This is a genomic window from Neoroseomonas alkaliterrae, assembly GCF_014199195.1.
GTDB lineage: Bacteria > Pseudomonadota > Alphaproteobacteria > Acetobacterales > Acetobacteraceae > Neoroseomonas > Neoroseomonas alkaliterrae.
The window spans coordinates 505832-521563 of the sequence record NZ_JACIJE010000002.1; the positions used below are offsets into that span (position 1 = coordinate 505832).

At 70.5% G+C, this 15732-nt stretch carries 14 protein-coding genes and 1 tRNA gene; 7 read left to right on the forward strand and 8 right to left on the reverse strand.

Annotated features, from left to right (window positions below; genetic code table 11):
* The 6 genes from FHS88_RS05805 (at window position 1) to FHS88_RS05830 (ending at window position 4224) form a co-directional block, all read left to right on the forward strand.
* A tRNA-Lys gene (locus FHS88_RS05805) sits at window positions 1-76 on the forward strand.
* A 122-nt stretch (window positions 77-198) separates the two neighbouring features.
* Window positions 199-699, forward strand: a complete 501-nt coding sequence (locus FHS88_RS05810) for a GAF domain-containing protein (protein ID WP_184482211.1) — start codon at window positions 199-201, stop codon at window positions 697-699.
* Window positions 700-719: 20 nt separating this feature from the next.
* Window positions 720-1688: a Bug family tripartite tricarboxylate transporter substrate binding protein gene (locus FHS88_RS05815; RefSeq protein WP_184482213.1), complete on the forward strand. Its 969-nt coding sequence runs from the start codon at window positions 720-722 to the stop codon at window positions 1686-1688.
* Between the two features lie 63 nt (window positions 1689-1751).
* Window positions 1752-2552, forward strand: coding sequence for a crotonase/enoyl-CoA hydratase family protein (locus FHS88_RS05820; protein WP_184482215.1), 801 nt, complete (start codon window positions 1752-1754; stop codon window positions 2550-2552).
* A gap of 1 nt (window position 2553) precedes the next feature.
* Window positions 2554-3399, forward strand: coding sequence for an SDR family oxidoreductase (locus tag FHS88_RS05825; protein ID WP_184482217.1), 846 nt, complete (start codon window positions 2554-2556; stop codon window positions 3397-3399).
* Between the two features lie 12 nt (window positions 3400-3411).
* Entirely contained in the window at window positions 3412-4224 is an 813-nt protein-coding gene (locus FHS88_RS05830; protein WP_184482219.1) for an enoyl-CoA hydratase-related protein, read from the forward strand.
* On the opposite strand, the gene FHS88_RS05835 is transcribed toward FHS88_RS05830, so the two are convergent.
* The 7 genes from FHS88_RS05835 to FHS88_RS05865 all read right to left on the reverse strand — a co-directional run bounded on the left by FHS88_RS05835 (window position 4211) and on the right by FHS88_RS05865 (window position 13573).
* A complete protein-coding gene (locus tag FHS88_RS05835) occupies window positions 4211-5428 on the reverse strand; it encodes a CaiB/BaiF CoA transferase family protein (RefSeq protein WP_184482221.1) in 1218 nt (405 codons plus the stop codon). The two genes, FHS88_RS05830 and FHS88_RS05835, sit on opposite strands and share 14 nt — an antisense overlap.
* 9 nt (window positions 5429-5437) lie before the next feature.
* Window positions 5438-6613 carry an acyl-CoA dehydrogenase family protein gene (locus FHS88_RS05840; RefSeq protein ID WP_184482223.1) on the reverse strand — a complete coding sequence of 392 codons (1176 nt, stop codon included), beginning with the start codon at window positions 6611-6613 and terminating at the stop codon, window positions 5438-5440.
* A gap of 66 nt (window positions 6614-6679) precedes the next feature.
* The gene (locus FHS88_RS05845; RefSeq protein WP_184482225.1) at window positions 6680-7564 is read right to left on the reverse strand and encodes an MBL fold metallo-hydrolase; all 885 of its coding nucleotides are present in this window, start codon (window positions 7562-7564) and stop codon (window positions 6680-6682) included.
* Between the two features lie 199 nt (window positions 7565-7763).
* The gene (locus tag FHS88_RS05850) at window positions 7764-8645 is read right to left on the reverse strand and encodes a DMT family transporter (protein ID WP_338146426.1); all 882 of its coding nucleotides are present in this window, start codon (window positions 8643-8645) and stop codon (window positions 7764-7766) included.
* Window positions 8642-9520, reverse strand: a complete 879-nt coding sequence (locus tag FHS88_RS05855; RefSeq protein ID WP_184482227.1) for an alpha/beta fold hydrolase — start codon at window positions 9518-9520, stop codon at window positions 8642-8644. The genes FHS88_RS05850 and FHS88_RS05855 overlap by 4 nt, the downstream gene beginning before the upstream one ends.
* 73 nt (window positions 9521-9593) lie before the next feature.
* Entirely contained in the window at window positions 9594-12494 is a 2901-nt protein-coding gene (locus tag FHS88_RS05860) for an ATP-binding protein (RefSeq protein WP_184482229.1), read from the reverse strand.
* Between the two features lie 2 nt (window positions 12495-12496).
* Window positions 12497-13573 (reverse strand): TRAP transporter substrate-binding protein, encoded by a 1077-nt coding sequence (locus FHS88_RS05865; protein WP_338146427.1) that lies wholly within the window; start codon window positions 13571-13573, stop codon window positions 12497-12499.
* A gap of 156 nt (window positions 13574-13729) precedes the next feature.
* Here FHS88_RS05865 and FHS88_RS05870 point away from each other — a divergent pair, with 156 nt between their 5' ends.
* Window positions 13730-14479, forward strand: a complete 750-nt coding sequence (locus tag FHS88_RS05870; RefSeq protein WP_184482231.1) for a glycerophosphodiester phosphodiesterase family protein — start codon at window positions 13730-13732, stop codon at window positions 14477-14479.
* Window positions 14480-14747: 268 nt separating this feature from the next.
* Here FHS88_RS05870 and FHS88_RS05875 read toward each other — a convergent pair whose 3' ends face one another.
* Window positions 14748-15722, reverse strand: coding sequence for a Bug family tripartite tricarboxylate transporter substrate binding protein (locus tag FHS88_RS05875; protein ID WP_184482233.1), 975 nt, complete (start codon window positions 15720-15722; stop codon window positions 14748-14750).
* Window positions 15723-15732: the final 10 nt, after the last annotated feature.

Below are 15732 nucleotides of genomic sequence, written 5' to 3' on the forward strand. Positions count from 1 at the left end.
GGGCGCATAGCTCAGTTGGTAGAGCAGCTGACTCTTAATCAGCGGGTCCAAGGTTCGAATCCTTGTGCGCCCACCATGTTTTCAAGGCCTTAGCCCCGCAACCCGCGGTATCCGGTTCCACGCAAGTCGTGCTGGGTCGCAGCACGGCCCTCGTCGGGAGGGGTGATGCGGCGAGCGACCTGGGCTATGCCGGCCTCCATGATCCGTCCCGATCCCCTGCCGGCGCTGCGGCGCGTGGCGGCCAGCTTCGCGCAGAGCCCGCAACCGTTGCACGCACTCGCAACCCTGGAATCGGCGATAGGCGACGCAATAGGCCATCGCCTTTTCACCGTGATGCGCCACGATGCGGCAGGCGGGCGCAACCGCCGCGTGCACAGCAGCGACCCCGCATCCTATCCCGTCTCCGGCTTCAAGCCCGTGATGTGGGAGCATCCCTGGACGCAGCGCGTGCTCGTCGCGGGCGAGCCCTGGATCGGGCGTGACGAGGCCGACATCGCCTGGGCCTATCCCGACCACGAGAAGATCGCGGCCATGGGGCTGCGCAGCGCGATGAACCTGCCGGTCCGCTGGAACGGCGCGACGCTCGGGACGGTCAACCTCCTGCACGATGCCGGGCACTTCACCGAAGCCGATACCGCACTCGGGATTGTCTTTGCGGCTCTTGCGGTCCCGGCGCTTCTGGCCGTGGATGTGACATGACTTTCCGGAGAACAGCGATGATGCCCTTGCCCCGCCGCGGCCTGATGCTCGCCGCCCCCGCCCTGATCGCCGCCAGGGAAGTGGGCGCGCAGGGTGCGTTCACCCGCCCCGTTCGGCTCGTCATTCCCTGGGCTCCGGGCGGCACCACGGACATCCTCGGCCGCATCGTGGCCGAGCCGCTGGCCCAGGCGCTCGGCCAGCCGGTGCTGGTCGAGAACCGTTCGGGTGCGAGCGGCAATGTCGGGTCCGATGTCGTGGCGAAGGCGGCCCCGGATGGTCATACGCTGCTGTTCGGCTCGATGAGCACGCATGCGATGAACCATGCGCTGATGCGCAGCATGCCCTTCGATGGCGTCGCGGATTTCACGCCGCTGGCCATGCTCGGCTTCGCGGTGAACACCATGGTGATCCACCCGTCGCTGCCGGCGCGGACGGTGCCCGAGTTCATCGCCCATGCGCGCGCCAACCCCGAGAAGGTGGCCTATGCCTCGGCTGGCCCGGGCTCGACGAACCATCTCTGCGCCGCTCTGTTCGAGAGCATGACCGGCGTGCGCATGGTGCATGTGCCCTATCGGGGCGGCCAGCCCGCGGTCACCGACACCGTGGCGGGCCAGACTCAGCTCCTGTTCAGCGCGGCGACGCAGACCATGCCGCATGTGCAGGGCGGCCGGCTGCGCCTGCTCGCGGTGACGGAGGCGGCGCGCTGGACGCGCCAGCCCGAGGTGCCGACCGTCGCCGAGTCCGTTCCCGGCTATGAGATGGCGGTGTGGTATGGCGCCTTCGGCCCGAAGGGGATGGATCCCGCCCTGCAACAGCGGTTGAACGCGGAACTCAACCGCATCCTGTCCCTGCCCGCGGTGCATGAGCGCCTTGCGGGCATGGGCGTGGAGATCGCGCCCGAATCCACGGAGGCCTTCGCGGCAAGGCTGCGGGCCGATGCCGAGAAGTGGGGCGCGCTGATCCGGCGTCTCGGCATCGAGGCGAGCTGAGCGCGTCTTGCCGCCCCGGCGGCCGCGCTCCATCCTCCGCCGCGCAGGACGGGGGATACGCCGATGGACGCGCCGATCAAGGTCGAGATCGAGGAGGGCATTGCCCTCCTCACGATGAACCGCCCGGAAACGCGCAACCCGCTCGACCCGGAGATGCAGGATGCGTTGCTCGACACGCTGTCCTCGCTGGATGCGGGCCAGGCGGTGCGCGTGGCGATCCTGACCGGCGCCGGCTCCGCCTTCTGCGCCGGCGGCAATGTCCGCCGCATGGGCGAGGCTGCGAGCGGGCCCAAGGAACGCACCCCGGCCCAGGCGCGCGGCTACTACCGCTGGGGCATCCAGCGCATTCCCCGCCTGCTGGAGACGCTGGAAATGCCGGTGATCGCCGCGGTCAACGGCCCTGCCATGGGGGCGGGTTGCGATCTCGCCTGCATGTGCGACCTGCGGATCGCAGCCGAGAGCGCGCGCTTCGCCGAAAGTTTCGTGAAGCTCGGCATCATTCCGGGCGATGGCGGGGCCTGGCTGCTGCCCCGCGTCGTGGGCTTCGCCAAGGCATCGGAAATGGCGCTCACCGGGGATGCGCTGAGCGCGCAGGAAGCGCTCGCCGCCGGGCTCGTGTCCCAGGTGGTGCCTGACGCCGAACTCATCCCCGCAGCGCGCGCGCTCGCGGCCCGTATCGCGGCCAACCCGCCCCAGGCTGTCCGCATGGCGCGTCGGCTGCTGCGCGAGGCGTGGAACAACCGCCTCGATACGGTGCTCGAGATGTCCTCGGCCATGCAGGCCGTCGCGCATACCACCGAGGACCACAAGGAGGCGCTCGCGGCCATGCGCGAGAAGCGGAAGCCGAGCTTCAAGGGCGCCTGAGATGGCCTTCGCGCCGGGGCTGCTGGCGGGGCGCCGGGTGCTGGTCACCGGCGGCGGCACAGGGCTCGGGCGCAGCATGGGGCGGCGATTCCTGGCGCTCGGCGCGTCGCTGGCCATTTGCGGGCGCCGCGGCGATGTCCTCGATGAGGCGGCGGCGTCGTTCCGTGCGGAGTTCCCGGACAGGCCGGTCACGACGCATGTCTGCGACATCCGTGATGCCGCCGCGGTCGAGGCGATGCTCGACGCCATCTGGCGCGACGCGCCGGCGGACGTGCTGGTGAACAACGCGGCGGCCAATTTCCTCGCGCAGACGCACCGCCTTTCCCCGCGCGCGGTGGATGCCGTGCTCGGTACCACCCTGCACGGCGCCGCCTACTGCACCATCGGCTGCGGGCGGCGCTGGATCGAAGCCGGGCGTCCCGGCGTCGTGCTCTCCATCCTGACGCTTTCGGCGCTGCAGGGCGGCGCCTTCACGGTGCCTTCCGCCATGGCGAAGGCAGGGTTGCTCGCCATGACGCAGAGCCTTGCCGTCGAGTGGGGGCCGCATGGCATCCGTCTCGTGGCCATCGCTCCTGGCACCTTCCCCACGGAATCCGCTGTCGCGCGCCTCCGGCCGGGCGGCACGGATGCCGAGGGCGTGCCGCTCGGGCGCAATGGTCGGCACGAGGAGTTGGCGGATCTGGCGGCGTTCCTGGTGTCCGATCATGCCGGGTATATCACCGGCGAATGCGTCGTGGCCGATGGCGGGCGGCGCTTCCTGGGCGGCGCGCGCGCGGGCGCCCAGGCGATGCTGCGATGGAGCGACGAGGAGTGGGCCGCGCAGCGCGCCCGCACGCCGGCACGCTGAGGGAGCGCGACCATGTCCTTCACCGAGATCGTCTACGAGGTTGCCGGCCGGATCGCCACGATCACGCTCAACCGGCCCGATCGGCATAATGCCTGGTCGCCCGCGATCGAGGCCGAGGTGCGCGAGGCCTTCGCGCGCGCCGCGGAGGATGACGCGGTCCGCGCGATCATCCTCACCGGCGCGGGCCGCAGTTTCTGCGTCGGCGCCGATGTCACGGGAATCGCGGGCCGCAAGCCGGACCGGCCGCGCTTCGCGGGGGTGACCCCGCCGCCCGGCGGCGCGCCTCCGGTCACGGATCTCGCTCGCCGCTACTCCTACATCCTGAATATTGGCAAGCCGGTCATCGCGGCGATCAACGGCGCCGTCGCGGGCGTGGGCCTCGCCGTGGCGCTCTATTGCGACCTGCGCTTCATGGTGGCCGGCGCGCGCCTGGCCTGCGCCTTTCCGCGCCGCGGGCTGATCGCCGAACATGGCATCGCCTGGATGCTCCCGCGCCTTGTCGGCGCGATGAACGCGGCCGACCTGCTGCTGTCCGGCCGCACCATCACGGCCGAGGAGGCGGAACGCATGGGCCTCGTCCGCGTTCTCCCCGCCGGCGAGTTTGCCGCCGGCGTGCGCGCCTACGTGACCGACATGGTCGAGAACTGCTCGCCACGCTCGCTTCGCGTCATCCGCAGGCAGCTTGCGCTCGCGCCCTTGCAGTCGCTGTCGGATGCGATCGAACTGGCGGAGGCCGAGCAGGCCGCCACCATCGGCACCGAGGACAGGCGCGAAGGCGCGGCGGCCTTCCTGGAGAAGCGCAAACCCAATTTCACCGGGCGCTGAAGCGCGGCCCGAGCCCGCCCGCCGCGCGGATCGCCTCGCGTTCCGCCTCGTCGAGGCCGAGCATTCCGCCGAGTATCTCGGGCTCGTGCTGGTTCAGGAATGGGCTCGGCGCGAAATCGGGCGGCGGCGCGTCGGCGATCCGCAGCGGCGTGGACGGGAGGACGACGCGGCCGACCTCGGGATGATCCACCCAGCGCAGCATGCCGCGCTCGTGCATGCCGGCATCGTTCAGGACCTCCTCGAGCGTCCTGACCGGGGCGGCGGGCACCCCGTGCTGGCGGGTCAGGGCTTCGAGTTCCGCGCGGGTATGCCTGCTCGTCCAGTCGGTGACGAGGCGATCCACCTCCGCCATGTGCGTGACGCGGTCCAGATTGCTGCGGAAGCGCGGGTCGCCGATCAGCGCCTCCTGGCCCATGGCGCGCAGCAGGCGGTCCCAATGGTCCTCGGTCACGACGATGATGGCGATCCAGCCATCGGTGGCCGGGTAGACGTTGTAGGGCGCCATGGCGAGGCCGGCATGGCTGTTGCCCGTGCGCGGTGGCACGTCCTTCCGGTTGCCGCCGAAATGCATGCCGATCGCGGAGGCGAGCGTCGCATAGGAGGCGTCCTGCATCGCGACCTCGACGAAGCTGCCCCTGCCGCTGCGCTCGCGGGCGAAGAGCGCGGTCATGATCGCGCCGTAGAGATGCGTCCCGCCGAGGAAGTCGCACACCGTCGGCCCGGCCTTGGTCGGCGGCCCGTCCGGGAAGCCAGTGGTGTGCATGATCCCCACCGCCGCCTGCACGGTCAGGTCCATAGCGAGCCTGTTGCGGTCAGGCCCCGTCTGGCCGTAGCCCGAACCGGCAGCATAGACGAGGCGCGGATTGCGCGCGCGCAGCACCTCATGGCCGAGGCCGAGGCGTTCCATCGTGCCGGGCGAGAAGTTCTCGATCAGCACATCGGCCCGGTCCACCAGGCGGAGGAACACCTCCTGGCCCCGAGGGTTCTTGAGGTCCAGGGACAGGCCGAGCTTGTTCGAGTTGAGCATCGCCTGCGGCACGGAGCCGCCCGCGACCATCGCCCGGCGCCTGAGCGGCTCGCCGTTCGGCGGCTCGATCTTGATGACCGTCGCGCCCGCCATGGCCATCAGGAAGCCCGCATAGGGGGCCTGGTAGATGTGCCCGAGGTCGAGGACGAGGATGCCGTCGAGCGGGCGGGTCGTCATCGGCGTGCCTCAGACCTTCGCGCCCAGTGTGCGGCGGCCGATCGCGCTGCGATGGACCTCGGACGGCCCTTCATAGACACGCATCAGTCGCACCTGCTGGTGCATGAGCTGGAGCGGCAGCTCCTTGGTCATGCCCATCGCACCTAGCGTCTGCATGGCATTGTCGAGGACCGACTGCGCCATCTCGGTGGCCCGGACCTTGAGGATGGAGGCCTCCATTCGGACATCCGCCCCGGCGTCCAGCTTGGCGGCGAGGTCCTGCACCATCAGGCGGCAGGCGTGCATCTCCATCACCGCCTCGGCGGCGAACCACTGGATCGCCTGGCGGTCGGCGAGGCGCACGCCCCATGTCACGCGGTTCTGCGCGTGCTCGGTCATCATCTCGAGCGCGCGGCGCGCCATCCCGATGCAGCGCGCGCCCATCTGCATGCGCCGGACGTTCAGGCGGAGCTGCATCGGGGCATAGCCGCGGCCAAGCTCGCCCAGCACGTTCTCGTGCGGCACGCGGCAATCCTCGAAGACGAGCTCGTAGGTCTTGCGGCCGCCGATCATCGGGATCTCGCGCTCGATGACGAAGCCGGGTGTTCCCTTCTCGACGATGAAGGCGGTGATGCCTTCCTGGCGCTTCCCGTCCCCGGTGCGCGCCATGAGGATGATGAAGTCCGCCCGCGGCACGTTGGAGACCCAGATCTTGCGCCCGTTGATGACCCAGTCATCCCCGTCGCGCACGGCGCGCGTGGTCATGCCCGCGGGGTCTCCGCCGGCGCCGGGCTCGGAGATCGCCATCGCCGAACGCTGCTCACCCTTCGCGTAGGGCGTGAGATACTTGGCGCGCTGCATCGGGCTCGCGACGGCGAGCATCATGTGCAGGTTGGGGCTGTCGGGCGGGATGGTGAAGGGGACGCAGGCGCGGGCCAGTTCCTCCTCGGCCGCGGCGAGCGAGAGCAGCGGCAGGCTCGCGCCGCCGAACTCCTCCGGCACGTCCAGGCCCCAGAGACCGAGTTCCGCGCAGCGGGCGAGGAGCTGCTTCTCCTCCTCCTCGGTGAGCCGGAACCCGCCGCCGCTCGCCTCGCGCTTGAGGATCGCGGGCTCCAGCGGCAGCAGGTCGCGTTCGACGAACTTCGCCACGAGGTCCCGCAACATCCGGGTTTCCTCGCTGGCGGCCTGTGGCTGGTTGTGGTCCATGGTCCGATCCTCCGACGTGGGCGAAGCCGACCACCCGGGGGTGGTCCCGTCAAGCGCGGCCGCCGCTCAGCGCATGTAGCGCCAGCGGAAGCGTTCGCCCTGCGTCTCGATGCGCCCGACCGTCGGGTCCGGGAAATGGATCGGCAGGATGCGCGTGTCCGTCCCGGCGACCTGGCCGAAGAATCGCCGGCGGCTGACTTCGGCCTCCGCCGGATCCCAGCAGAAGACCGTGGACCAGTCGGGCTGGTGCACCTGGAGGGCGTGGTGCATCAGGTCGCCCGTGATGACCGCGTGCTGCCCCGCGCTGCGGATATGCACGCAGCAATGGCATGGCGAATGGCCCGGCGTGGGCTGCAGCGTGATGCGGTCGTCGAGCTGGAAGTCGTCCTCCACCAGCAGGGCCTGGCCGGCCTCGACGATCGGCTCGCAATTGAAGCGATGGACGTTGCCGCCGCCGCCCGGGCGCTCGATCCCGGCCTTGGTCGTCGCGTCCCAGGCCTCGTATTCGCGCTTGTGGAAGACGTACTTCGCCTTCGGGAAGGTCGGCACCCACCGGCCGTCGCGCAGCACCGTGTTCCAGCCGGAATGGTCGATGTGCAGGTGGGTGCAGAAGACGTAATCGATGTCCTCGAATGACAGGCCCTGCGCCTTGAAGCCGTCGAGCCAGGGCTGTTTGGGGAAGTCCATGGGCGCGGGGTAGCCCTTGTCCTCGCCGGTGCAGGTATCGACCAGGATCGTGTGGTGGGGCGTCCGCACGACATAGGTCTGGTAGGTAATGACCATCCTGCCGGAGGCGGGGTCGAAGGTCTCGGGCTCGATCTCCTTCAGCCGCGCGGCGAGGAGTGCCGGCTCGGCGGCCGCCTTCGGGAACATCTGCTCGGGCGCGCGCCAGGGGCCGTCGCGCTCGATGATGCTGGTGATGGTGACATCGCCGATGGTCAGGCTGCGCATGGTGTTCCCCGTCCCGGTGTCAGGTGATGGTCCGGCGCCGGATCGCGCCGGGTGCGCGGGCGCACGCCGGCGCGATGATCGTCGCAAGCGATGGCCGAGCGGAATGTGGTGCCCCGCGGATCACGACGTCCTCCTCGCCGGAACGGCGCCGGCGGTTTCGAGAAGGTTCCAACGGGCCGCGGAGCGACGCAAGGCCCCGCTACCGCCGCGTCGCCTCCCTGCGGGCGATCCAGGTGGTCGCGGCGAAAATGATCGCCGCACCTGCGAAGGTCGTGCCGGCCGGCACCTCGGCAAAGACCAGCCAGCCGAGCATCGCCGCCCAGATCATGTCGATGAACTTGACCGGTTGGGTTGCCGACATGTCGGCGATGCGGAAGGCCTCGGTGAGGCACCAATGCCCGGCGCTGCCCAGCAGGCCGGTCATCAGGAACCATCCCCATTGCCCGGCCGATGGCCATTGCCAGCCCGCGAGGGCGAAGGGCAGGGTGAGTGCGGAGACGGTGATCGCCTGCCACGCCACGATCACCTCGGGCCGGTCGCGCCGCGTCAGCGCCTTGGTGATGAGGAACGAGGCGGCGAAGAGCGGCGCCGAGGACAGCATCACGAGCGACCAGAACCCGCCCCCCGCCGACCCCAGCTGCGGCGCGACGACCACCAGGACGCCGAGGAAACCGATGCCCGCGGCGAGCCAGCGGGCGCGCACCATCGGTTCGCCGAGGAACAGCACCGCACCCGCCATGATGAAGATCGGCCCGGTGAAGCCGATCGCCGTCATGTCCGCGAGCGGGACGTGCGGCAGCGCCCAGAACCACAGGAGGAGGCCGCTCGTATGGACGAGGCCGCGCCACCATTGGCCGCGCAGGTCGTGCGGCCGCCATGCGCTCAGCCCCGTCCGCAGCACGAAGGGCAGCAGGACCAGGAGCCCGGCCAGGTAGCGGAGGAACTGCGTCTGGAAGGGGTCGAGTTCCTGCGCGAGACGGCGCGCAATGGCGTTGAGCAGGCAGAAGAGCAACCCCGCGAGCGCCATCCATGCCATGCCGCGCAGCGTCGCGCTGCGCGCCGCTGCCGATCCGCCGCTCACGCCGCCGCCGCTTCGCGGGCGAGGATCCTGGCGAGAGCCGCGTTGAATGCATCGGCCGCCTCGTACGCGACCCAGTGGCCGGCACCCGGGATCTTCGCGGTCAGCGCGCCCTCGCGCAGGCGATGGACAAGGTCGAGGCGGAGCTGCACATGCGGGCGCGCGATCGCGTCCTGCTCCCCATAGACCGCGGCAAGCGGCGCGCGCCCGCGCTCGATCGCCTGCCTGAGCGAGTCCGTGCCGGCCCAGCCGCGGCTCTTGAACCGTGCGCGGCGGGTGTGGAGGTCCTGCATCGCGAGCGCGACTTCGTCGATACGATCCGCGTCGGCGAACATCAGCGCGGCGAGGTTGTGACGGTTGGCCTCCTCCCGCGCCTTGCCCTCGAGGTGCCGGACCTTGACCAGCTCGGTCGGACTCCGCGTGAAGCCGAGGGCGCCCGCGCCGACAATCGTCAGGGACCGGCACCGCCCCGCATCGAGCGCGGCGAGGTGACCCGAGCACAGGGCGCCGAAGGAGAATCCGACAAGGTCGTACCCCGCGCCATCGGCGAGGATCAGGTCCAGCCCGTCGCGCAGGATCCTCGCAAGGCTCTCCGGCGTTGCGGGCTCGGGCGGCATGTCGCTGTCGCCGAGCCCTGGAAGGTCGGCGCAGATCACCTCGCGATCCTTCGCGAAGGCCGGGATGTTCCGCAGCCAATGCCTCCACGAGCCGGAACCGCCATGCAGCAGCACCAGCGGCGGCCCGCTGCCCCAGGCGCGCCAGACCATGCTGCCCGCGCCGCAAGGCGTTTCCGCGCGGCGTGCCGCGGCGGCGACCGCGCGCAGTTCCGCATGCGGTTCCTCGCGCGCGTCGTTCGCGCGCCATGTCGCCCGTGTCATGCTTGCCGACCCATGCCCGTTCGCGGGCATCCTAGGGCAGGCTCCGGCGCGGTCCAGCCCGCGCGAGGACGGATCAGGCCGCGCCGACCGGCTGCGCCGGGATGTCGGCGACCACGCCCTCGATCCCGAGCCGGCGCTCGAGCTCCGGCAGGGTCGCGCGCGCCACGGCGATCACCGCGGCCTGCAGGTCGGGCGCAGGGTCGCCGCCGCGCGCGGCCTTCTGCAGCGCCTCGGCCTCGGTCGCGAGCCGCGTGGCGCCGAGCGTCCGTGCGGCGCCGACGAGCCGATGCGCGGCGTGCTGGACATGCGCGGCGTCGGACTTCTCGCCCGGTGTTGCGTTGCTCAGGAGGGAGAGCGCCCGCCTGACCTCGCCGACGAACTCCGCGAGGATCCCATGCGCGGCATGGCCGAGTTCGCGTTCGAGCGTATCGAGCGCCGTGCCGTCGAGATAGGGCGTGGCGGGTTCTCTCGCGTCGCTCATGGCATGCGCACCGCGTCCGTTCGGGAGGTTCTGCAGGAGCTGCAGCAACGCGGAGCGATCGAGGGGCTTGGCGAGGTGCCCGTCCATGCCGGCGCGCCGCGTCGCCTCGATCTGCTCGGGCAGCGCGGATGCCGTCAGCGCGATGACCGGCACATCGCAGGCGGGAGGCGGCAGTGCGCGGATGCGGCGCGTCGCCTCGAAGCCATCCATGGTCGGCATCTGCAGGTCCATCAGGACCGCGTCGAAGCCGCCATTCGTCAGCGCGAGCAGGGCGCCGACGCCATCCTCCGCCACCTCGACCGAATGGCCGGCGCTGCGCAGCATGGCCTGGGCGATCTGGCGATTGGCGGCGACATCGTCCACGACCAGAAGGCGCAGCGGCTTTCCGGGATGGGCTCCGGCCGGGGCAGCGGTGCCGGCCTGGTCCGGTTCGGGTAGCGTCGCGGGGCGGAGCGGGATCTCGATCCAGAACAGCGCGCCGCCCCCGGGAGGTTCCGTGCAGCCGATCCGCCCCTCCATCAGCGCGACGAGACGGGCGGAGATCGCGAGGCCGAGGCCCGTCCCCTGGGCTTCCTCCGATCCCTGCGGTTCGAGCTGGACGAAATCCTCGAAGAGTAGGTGTCGCTTCTCCGGCGGCACGCCAGGGCCGGTGTCCTGGACCTCGATCCGCAGATGGTCAGCGTCCAGCCGGCGCAGACGCAGCTCGACCCGGCCGCCGCTCGGCGTGAACTTCACGGCGTTCGACAGCAGGTTGAGCAGAAGCTGGCGGAGCCGGGTCGGATCGAGCTCGGCGGCTTCAGGCAGGGCAGGGTCCACATCGAGATGGAAGCTGAGCGCCTTCCTCGCGACCTCCGGCGCGAGCAGGGTCGCGCAGCCATCGAGCAGCGGCCGCAGCGCCACCGGCCGAGGCGCGAGGTCGAGGCGCCCGGCCTCGATCTTCGACAGGTCGAGCAGCCCGTTCACGAGATCCAGCAGGTGACGCCCGGCTTCGTGAAGCGTCTTGACCTGTTCCCGCTGGTCCGGTTCGAGGCGGGGATCCTGCAACAAGACCTGCGCGAAGCCGAGGACGCCGTTCAGCGGCGTCCGCAACTCATGCGAGACGCGGGCGAGGAAGCGGCTCTTGGCTTCGCCCGCCGCCGCCGCCGCGTCGCGCGCGGCGGCCAGATCCTGCATCGCGCGCTTGAGCGCCGTGATATCCGTGCGGATGCCGACCGTCCCGCCATCCGGCGTTCTCCGTTCGGTGATCAGCACCCATCGCCCGTCGGGCAGCAGCCGCTCCATCGGCGGCTTGTCGCCGAGGTGGAAGGCCTTGCTCTCGGCCACGAAGGCTTCGATGTCGTCGCCCGCCTGCGGGTACTGGCCGCGCTTCGCGCCCTCCCGCATGATCTCCTCGAAGCTCACGCCGGGGCGGATGAAGGGCGCGCTGATCCGGTAGAAATCCTTGTAGCGGCTGTTGCAGGCGACCAGGCGATCGTCGGCGTCGAACATGACGAAGCCGTCCGACATGGCCTCGAGCGCGTTCTCCAGCGTATGCCTCGCGCGTGCCCGTTCCTCCTCAGCCTTGTCGCGCTGGCGCAGCATCACCATCAGCGCGAGGGCGACGAGGATGATCACCATCCCAAGGATGCTCGAGACGGCGAAGGCGCGAACACGGTCCCGATACCAGCCGGCGAGCGCCGCATCGACGTCGTAGGTCGTCGTGATGACCAGCGTCGCATAGAGGGTGGGCCGCATGGCGATGAAGACCGAGGCACCGTCGAAGCGGCTGGTGCCGAGCGTGGCCGTCGGGCCGATGCCGAGCTGCGTCGCCGGGGGGCTCAATCGCTGACCGATGCGGGTCTCGTCATGCGGCACGCCTGCGAGAAGAACGCCGTCATCCCTTTCGAGCGTCGTGCGCATGCCGGGACTTTCGCCGGCCGCACTCAGGAGGGCGCGCACCGACGGCACCGGAACCTCGGCCACGGCGAGGACCGGCCCCAGCCCGGTCACGGTGATGTTCCGGGCGAAGAAGAGCGTCCACTCCCCTGTCGTCGGGTTCTGGATGGGGCCGCCGATGGAGACGCCGCCGCCGCGCTCGGCGAGATCGGAGAAACCTGTTTCGACGGGCAGCGGGAGGCGCCGCCGCCGCGAGACCGGCAGCGCCGTGGCGACAGGCAGGCCGTCCGGTCCCAGGAGGAGGATGTCCCGATAGGTGAAGTTCTGGTTGTTGAACTGGCGCAGGACGCGGTTCAGCACGGCGATGTCCATGCGGCCGTCCTGCGCGAAATGGGCCAGCATCGCCGGAAGCCCGGCCAGCATGGCATCCACCTGCACGAAGGCCCGGTTGATCGAGGCCTCCGTCGCGAGGCTCACGCGCTCCACCGTCTCCCGCGCGGCCGTGATCTGCGCTTCCCGTGCCCGATCGATGATCAGGAGCGTCGCTGCGGTCTGTGCAAGAAGCAGCACGATGGCGCCGATGAAGATGGCGCGGCGCAGGAGAAGCGTGTTGTGCATCGTCAGTCGAGGCGCGCGCTCACGCCGAGCGTGGGCGCGAGGTAGGTATTCCAGGCCTCGACGCAGGGCTCGCCGCAGCGCCGCACCCAACCGGGCAGGACGGTCTCCGTCAGCAGGCGGATGCGCCGCTGCTGGTCGGCCTCCGAGACGGGTACGACGGTCATGGACCCTCTTCGTCCGCCCGTGCAGGTCGGTCTGCCGGCGTTGCAGGCGATCCCCTGCACCGTCTCCACCTCGGCCGCGTCCCAGATCTGCCGCTCCAGATTCGCGAGCTCGGCGCGGAGCAGGGTGCGGGCCCAATCCGGCATGCCGTTCCACACCGCCTTGTTCGCCCCGAAGACGGACAAGCCCCAGGTGATCGCCATGCTGTGCATGTGGGTCGTCACTTCGTGCAGTCCGATCGCATTCGCCGAGAGGGTCCCGGTCACGGCGCATTCGACCACGCCCGAGCGGATCGCGGCGAGCGTTTCCCCGAAGGGTATGACGATAGGCCTTGCGCCGAGCGCCGCGAACATTTCCGACTGGCCGACAGAGGACGTCCGAATGCGCCGGCCCGCGAGGTCCGTGAGCCCATTGAACGGGCTGCGGCAGAACACGACCTGCGCCGGGTAGGTATAGACCGCCAGCAGCTCCACATCGTAGCGCTCCGCGAGCAGCGCTTCGAGATGCGGGCGGTACAGCGCCAGGCTGCGGCGCAGCGAGGCCATGTCGGGGTTGACGATCGGAAGGTCCACGGCATTGAACTCCGGCTCTTCCGTGCTGACGATGGCCAGAAGCGCGGTGCCGAAGGGCACGACGCCAAGCCGCATCAGCGCCAGCATCTCCTGCGCCCGGATGCCGCTGCGGTCGAATGGCGCGATCTCGGCCTGCAAGCGGCCGCCGGAGGTCTCCTCGAGGCGGCGCCAGAACGGTTCCTCATACCGCACATACTGGCTGACATCGGCGAGGCCGCCGACGATCTTGAGCCTCAGGGGACCTTGCGCCGGCGACTGGGCATCCGTCACGGCCGGCAGCAGGCCGAGAACGAGCGGCACAAGCCACAGGACCACCTGGCGAAGTCGGAAGAACAAGCACGCCACGTGACTCTCCTCCAGGGCGTGAACGCCCGATGGATTATTGCTACCTTTACGGGAAGAGTGTCACAGTCTCCATTAAAGAAACGCGGATCTGCCGATGGGCGGCCCCCGTCCGGACCGCCGGCAGGCCGGCCGCACCCGGTTCCACGGATCTAGCCCATGGGCGGACACCGAAGCGCGATCGCGAGCCACCGGGGGGGCGCCTTCCTCTGGCCCGAAAACAGCCTGACGGCGTTCCGCGAATCCGCCCGACTTGCCCTGGAACAGGCCGAATGTGACGTCCATGCCTCTGCCGATGGCGTGCCGATCGTGATCCACGACGCCTCCCTCGAGCGGACCACGGACGGCACAGGGCTTGTCTCGGCGCATACCGGCCAGGACCTCTCGCGCGTGCGACTGCGCGGTGCCGGAGGCGAAGGCGTACCCAGCCTTGCCGATGTTCTCGGCATCCTGCGTGGCTCGGCCGTCACCCCGCGGATCGAGATCAAGACCGACGCGCATGGGCGCCCCTATCCCGGCCTCGTGGCCCGTGTCCTCGAGGATCTCGACCGCGCCGGGCTGCGGGGCCGTTCCTGGATCATAGGCTTCGATGCGCCGACCATGGCCGAGGCGCTGGCGGCCGGTGGCGTCGCGGGCGTCGCTTGGCTGCTCGAGCGCCAATGCTGGGGATCGCTCGGCATCCCTGGCGTGATCGCCGTCGCGCGGCACTACGGCTTCCAGGAGGTCGGCGTCCACGAATCGGTGCTGGATGCCGAGGCCCTCGCCGCCGTGAAGGCCGCCGGGCTGGGCGTTTCGGTCTGGGGCGCCAACCACGCGCCGACCATCCTGCGGATGCTCGCCCTGGGCGTTGACCTGCTGGCCACGGACGATCCGCCGCTTGCAATCGCCCTGCGCGACGCCCGCGGCTGAGCGCCGCGCGGCGCCAGCCGCGGCGGGCCGCGCCATGCCGCGCCGACAATACGTCGGGTGCCGCGTGCGCCGGGTGGCTGCGGGCGAGCGACCCTGAGGGCCGGGACGGGGGGTGGCCCGCGCCGTAGCCGGAGATCGGGCGCGACCGCCGCGCCCGCCCGCCGACTCGTGCGTTGCGGAGGAAGGCGCTCTGGCCTCGCGGGCCGAACATTCGGGGCCGGGTTCACGCACAACCCAGCCCGCGTGCCGCCGGATCCGCTGGCCCCGATCACTCCGCCTGGATGTTGGCGACGCGGACGACCTCGCTCCAGCGCCGCACCTCGGAGGCCACATGCGCCGCGAACTCCGCCGGCGTGCTCGTGCGCGGCTCGATACCCTGCCGCTGCAGCGTGGCCTGCACCTCCGGGTTGGTCATCGCGCGCACCACCGCGGCATGCAGCCGCGCGACCTCCGCCTCCGGTAGCCGCGCCGGGCCGATGACACCGCTCCAGCTCGTCGCCTCGAAGCCCGGGAAACCCTGCTCGGCCACGGTCGGCAGGTCGGGCGCCTGCGGCATCCGGGTGAGGGAGGTCACGGCGAGGCCCCGCAGGCGGCCTTCGCGCACATGCGGCAGCACGAGCGGCGCGGTATCCGCTGCGACCATGATCTGCGCGCCGATCACCGCCGTCATGTTGGCCGCGCCGCCCCGGAACCCAACATGGACCCAGTCCACACCCGTCATGCTGCCGAGCTGCGCCATGCTCAGATGCGGCATGGAGCCGACCCCGCCGGTGCCGTAGTTCACCTGGCCGGGATTGGCGCGGGCGTAGGCGATCAGTTGCTGCACATTGGTCGGGGCGAAGCTCGGATGCACCGCAATGAGCATCGGCACCGAGGAGACGAGGCTGATCGGCGTGAAATCCCTGACGCTGTCATAGGGCAGGCGATCGCCGCGCAACGCCTGATTCAAGGCATTGGGGCCGGCATTGCCCATCAGCAGCGTGAGGCCGTCCGGTGCGGAGCGCGCGACCATCTCGGCGGCGATGGCCCCGTTCGCGCCGGAGCGGTTCTCGACCACCACGGTCTGTCCGAGCGCCTCGCCCATCGGCGGGGCGATGAGGCGGGCGATGATGTCGCTCGCCCCGCCCGGTGGGTAGGGCACGACCATGCGGATCGCGCGCCTATCGCCCTGGGCGATGGCAGGGACCGCAAGCATTCCGATGCCGGCCGTGGCGCCGGCTGCGAGCAGGTGACGTCTCTTCATGGCAATCCTC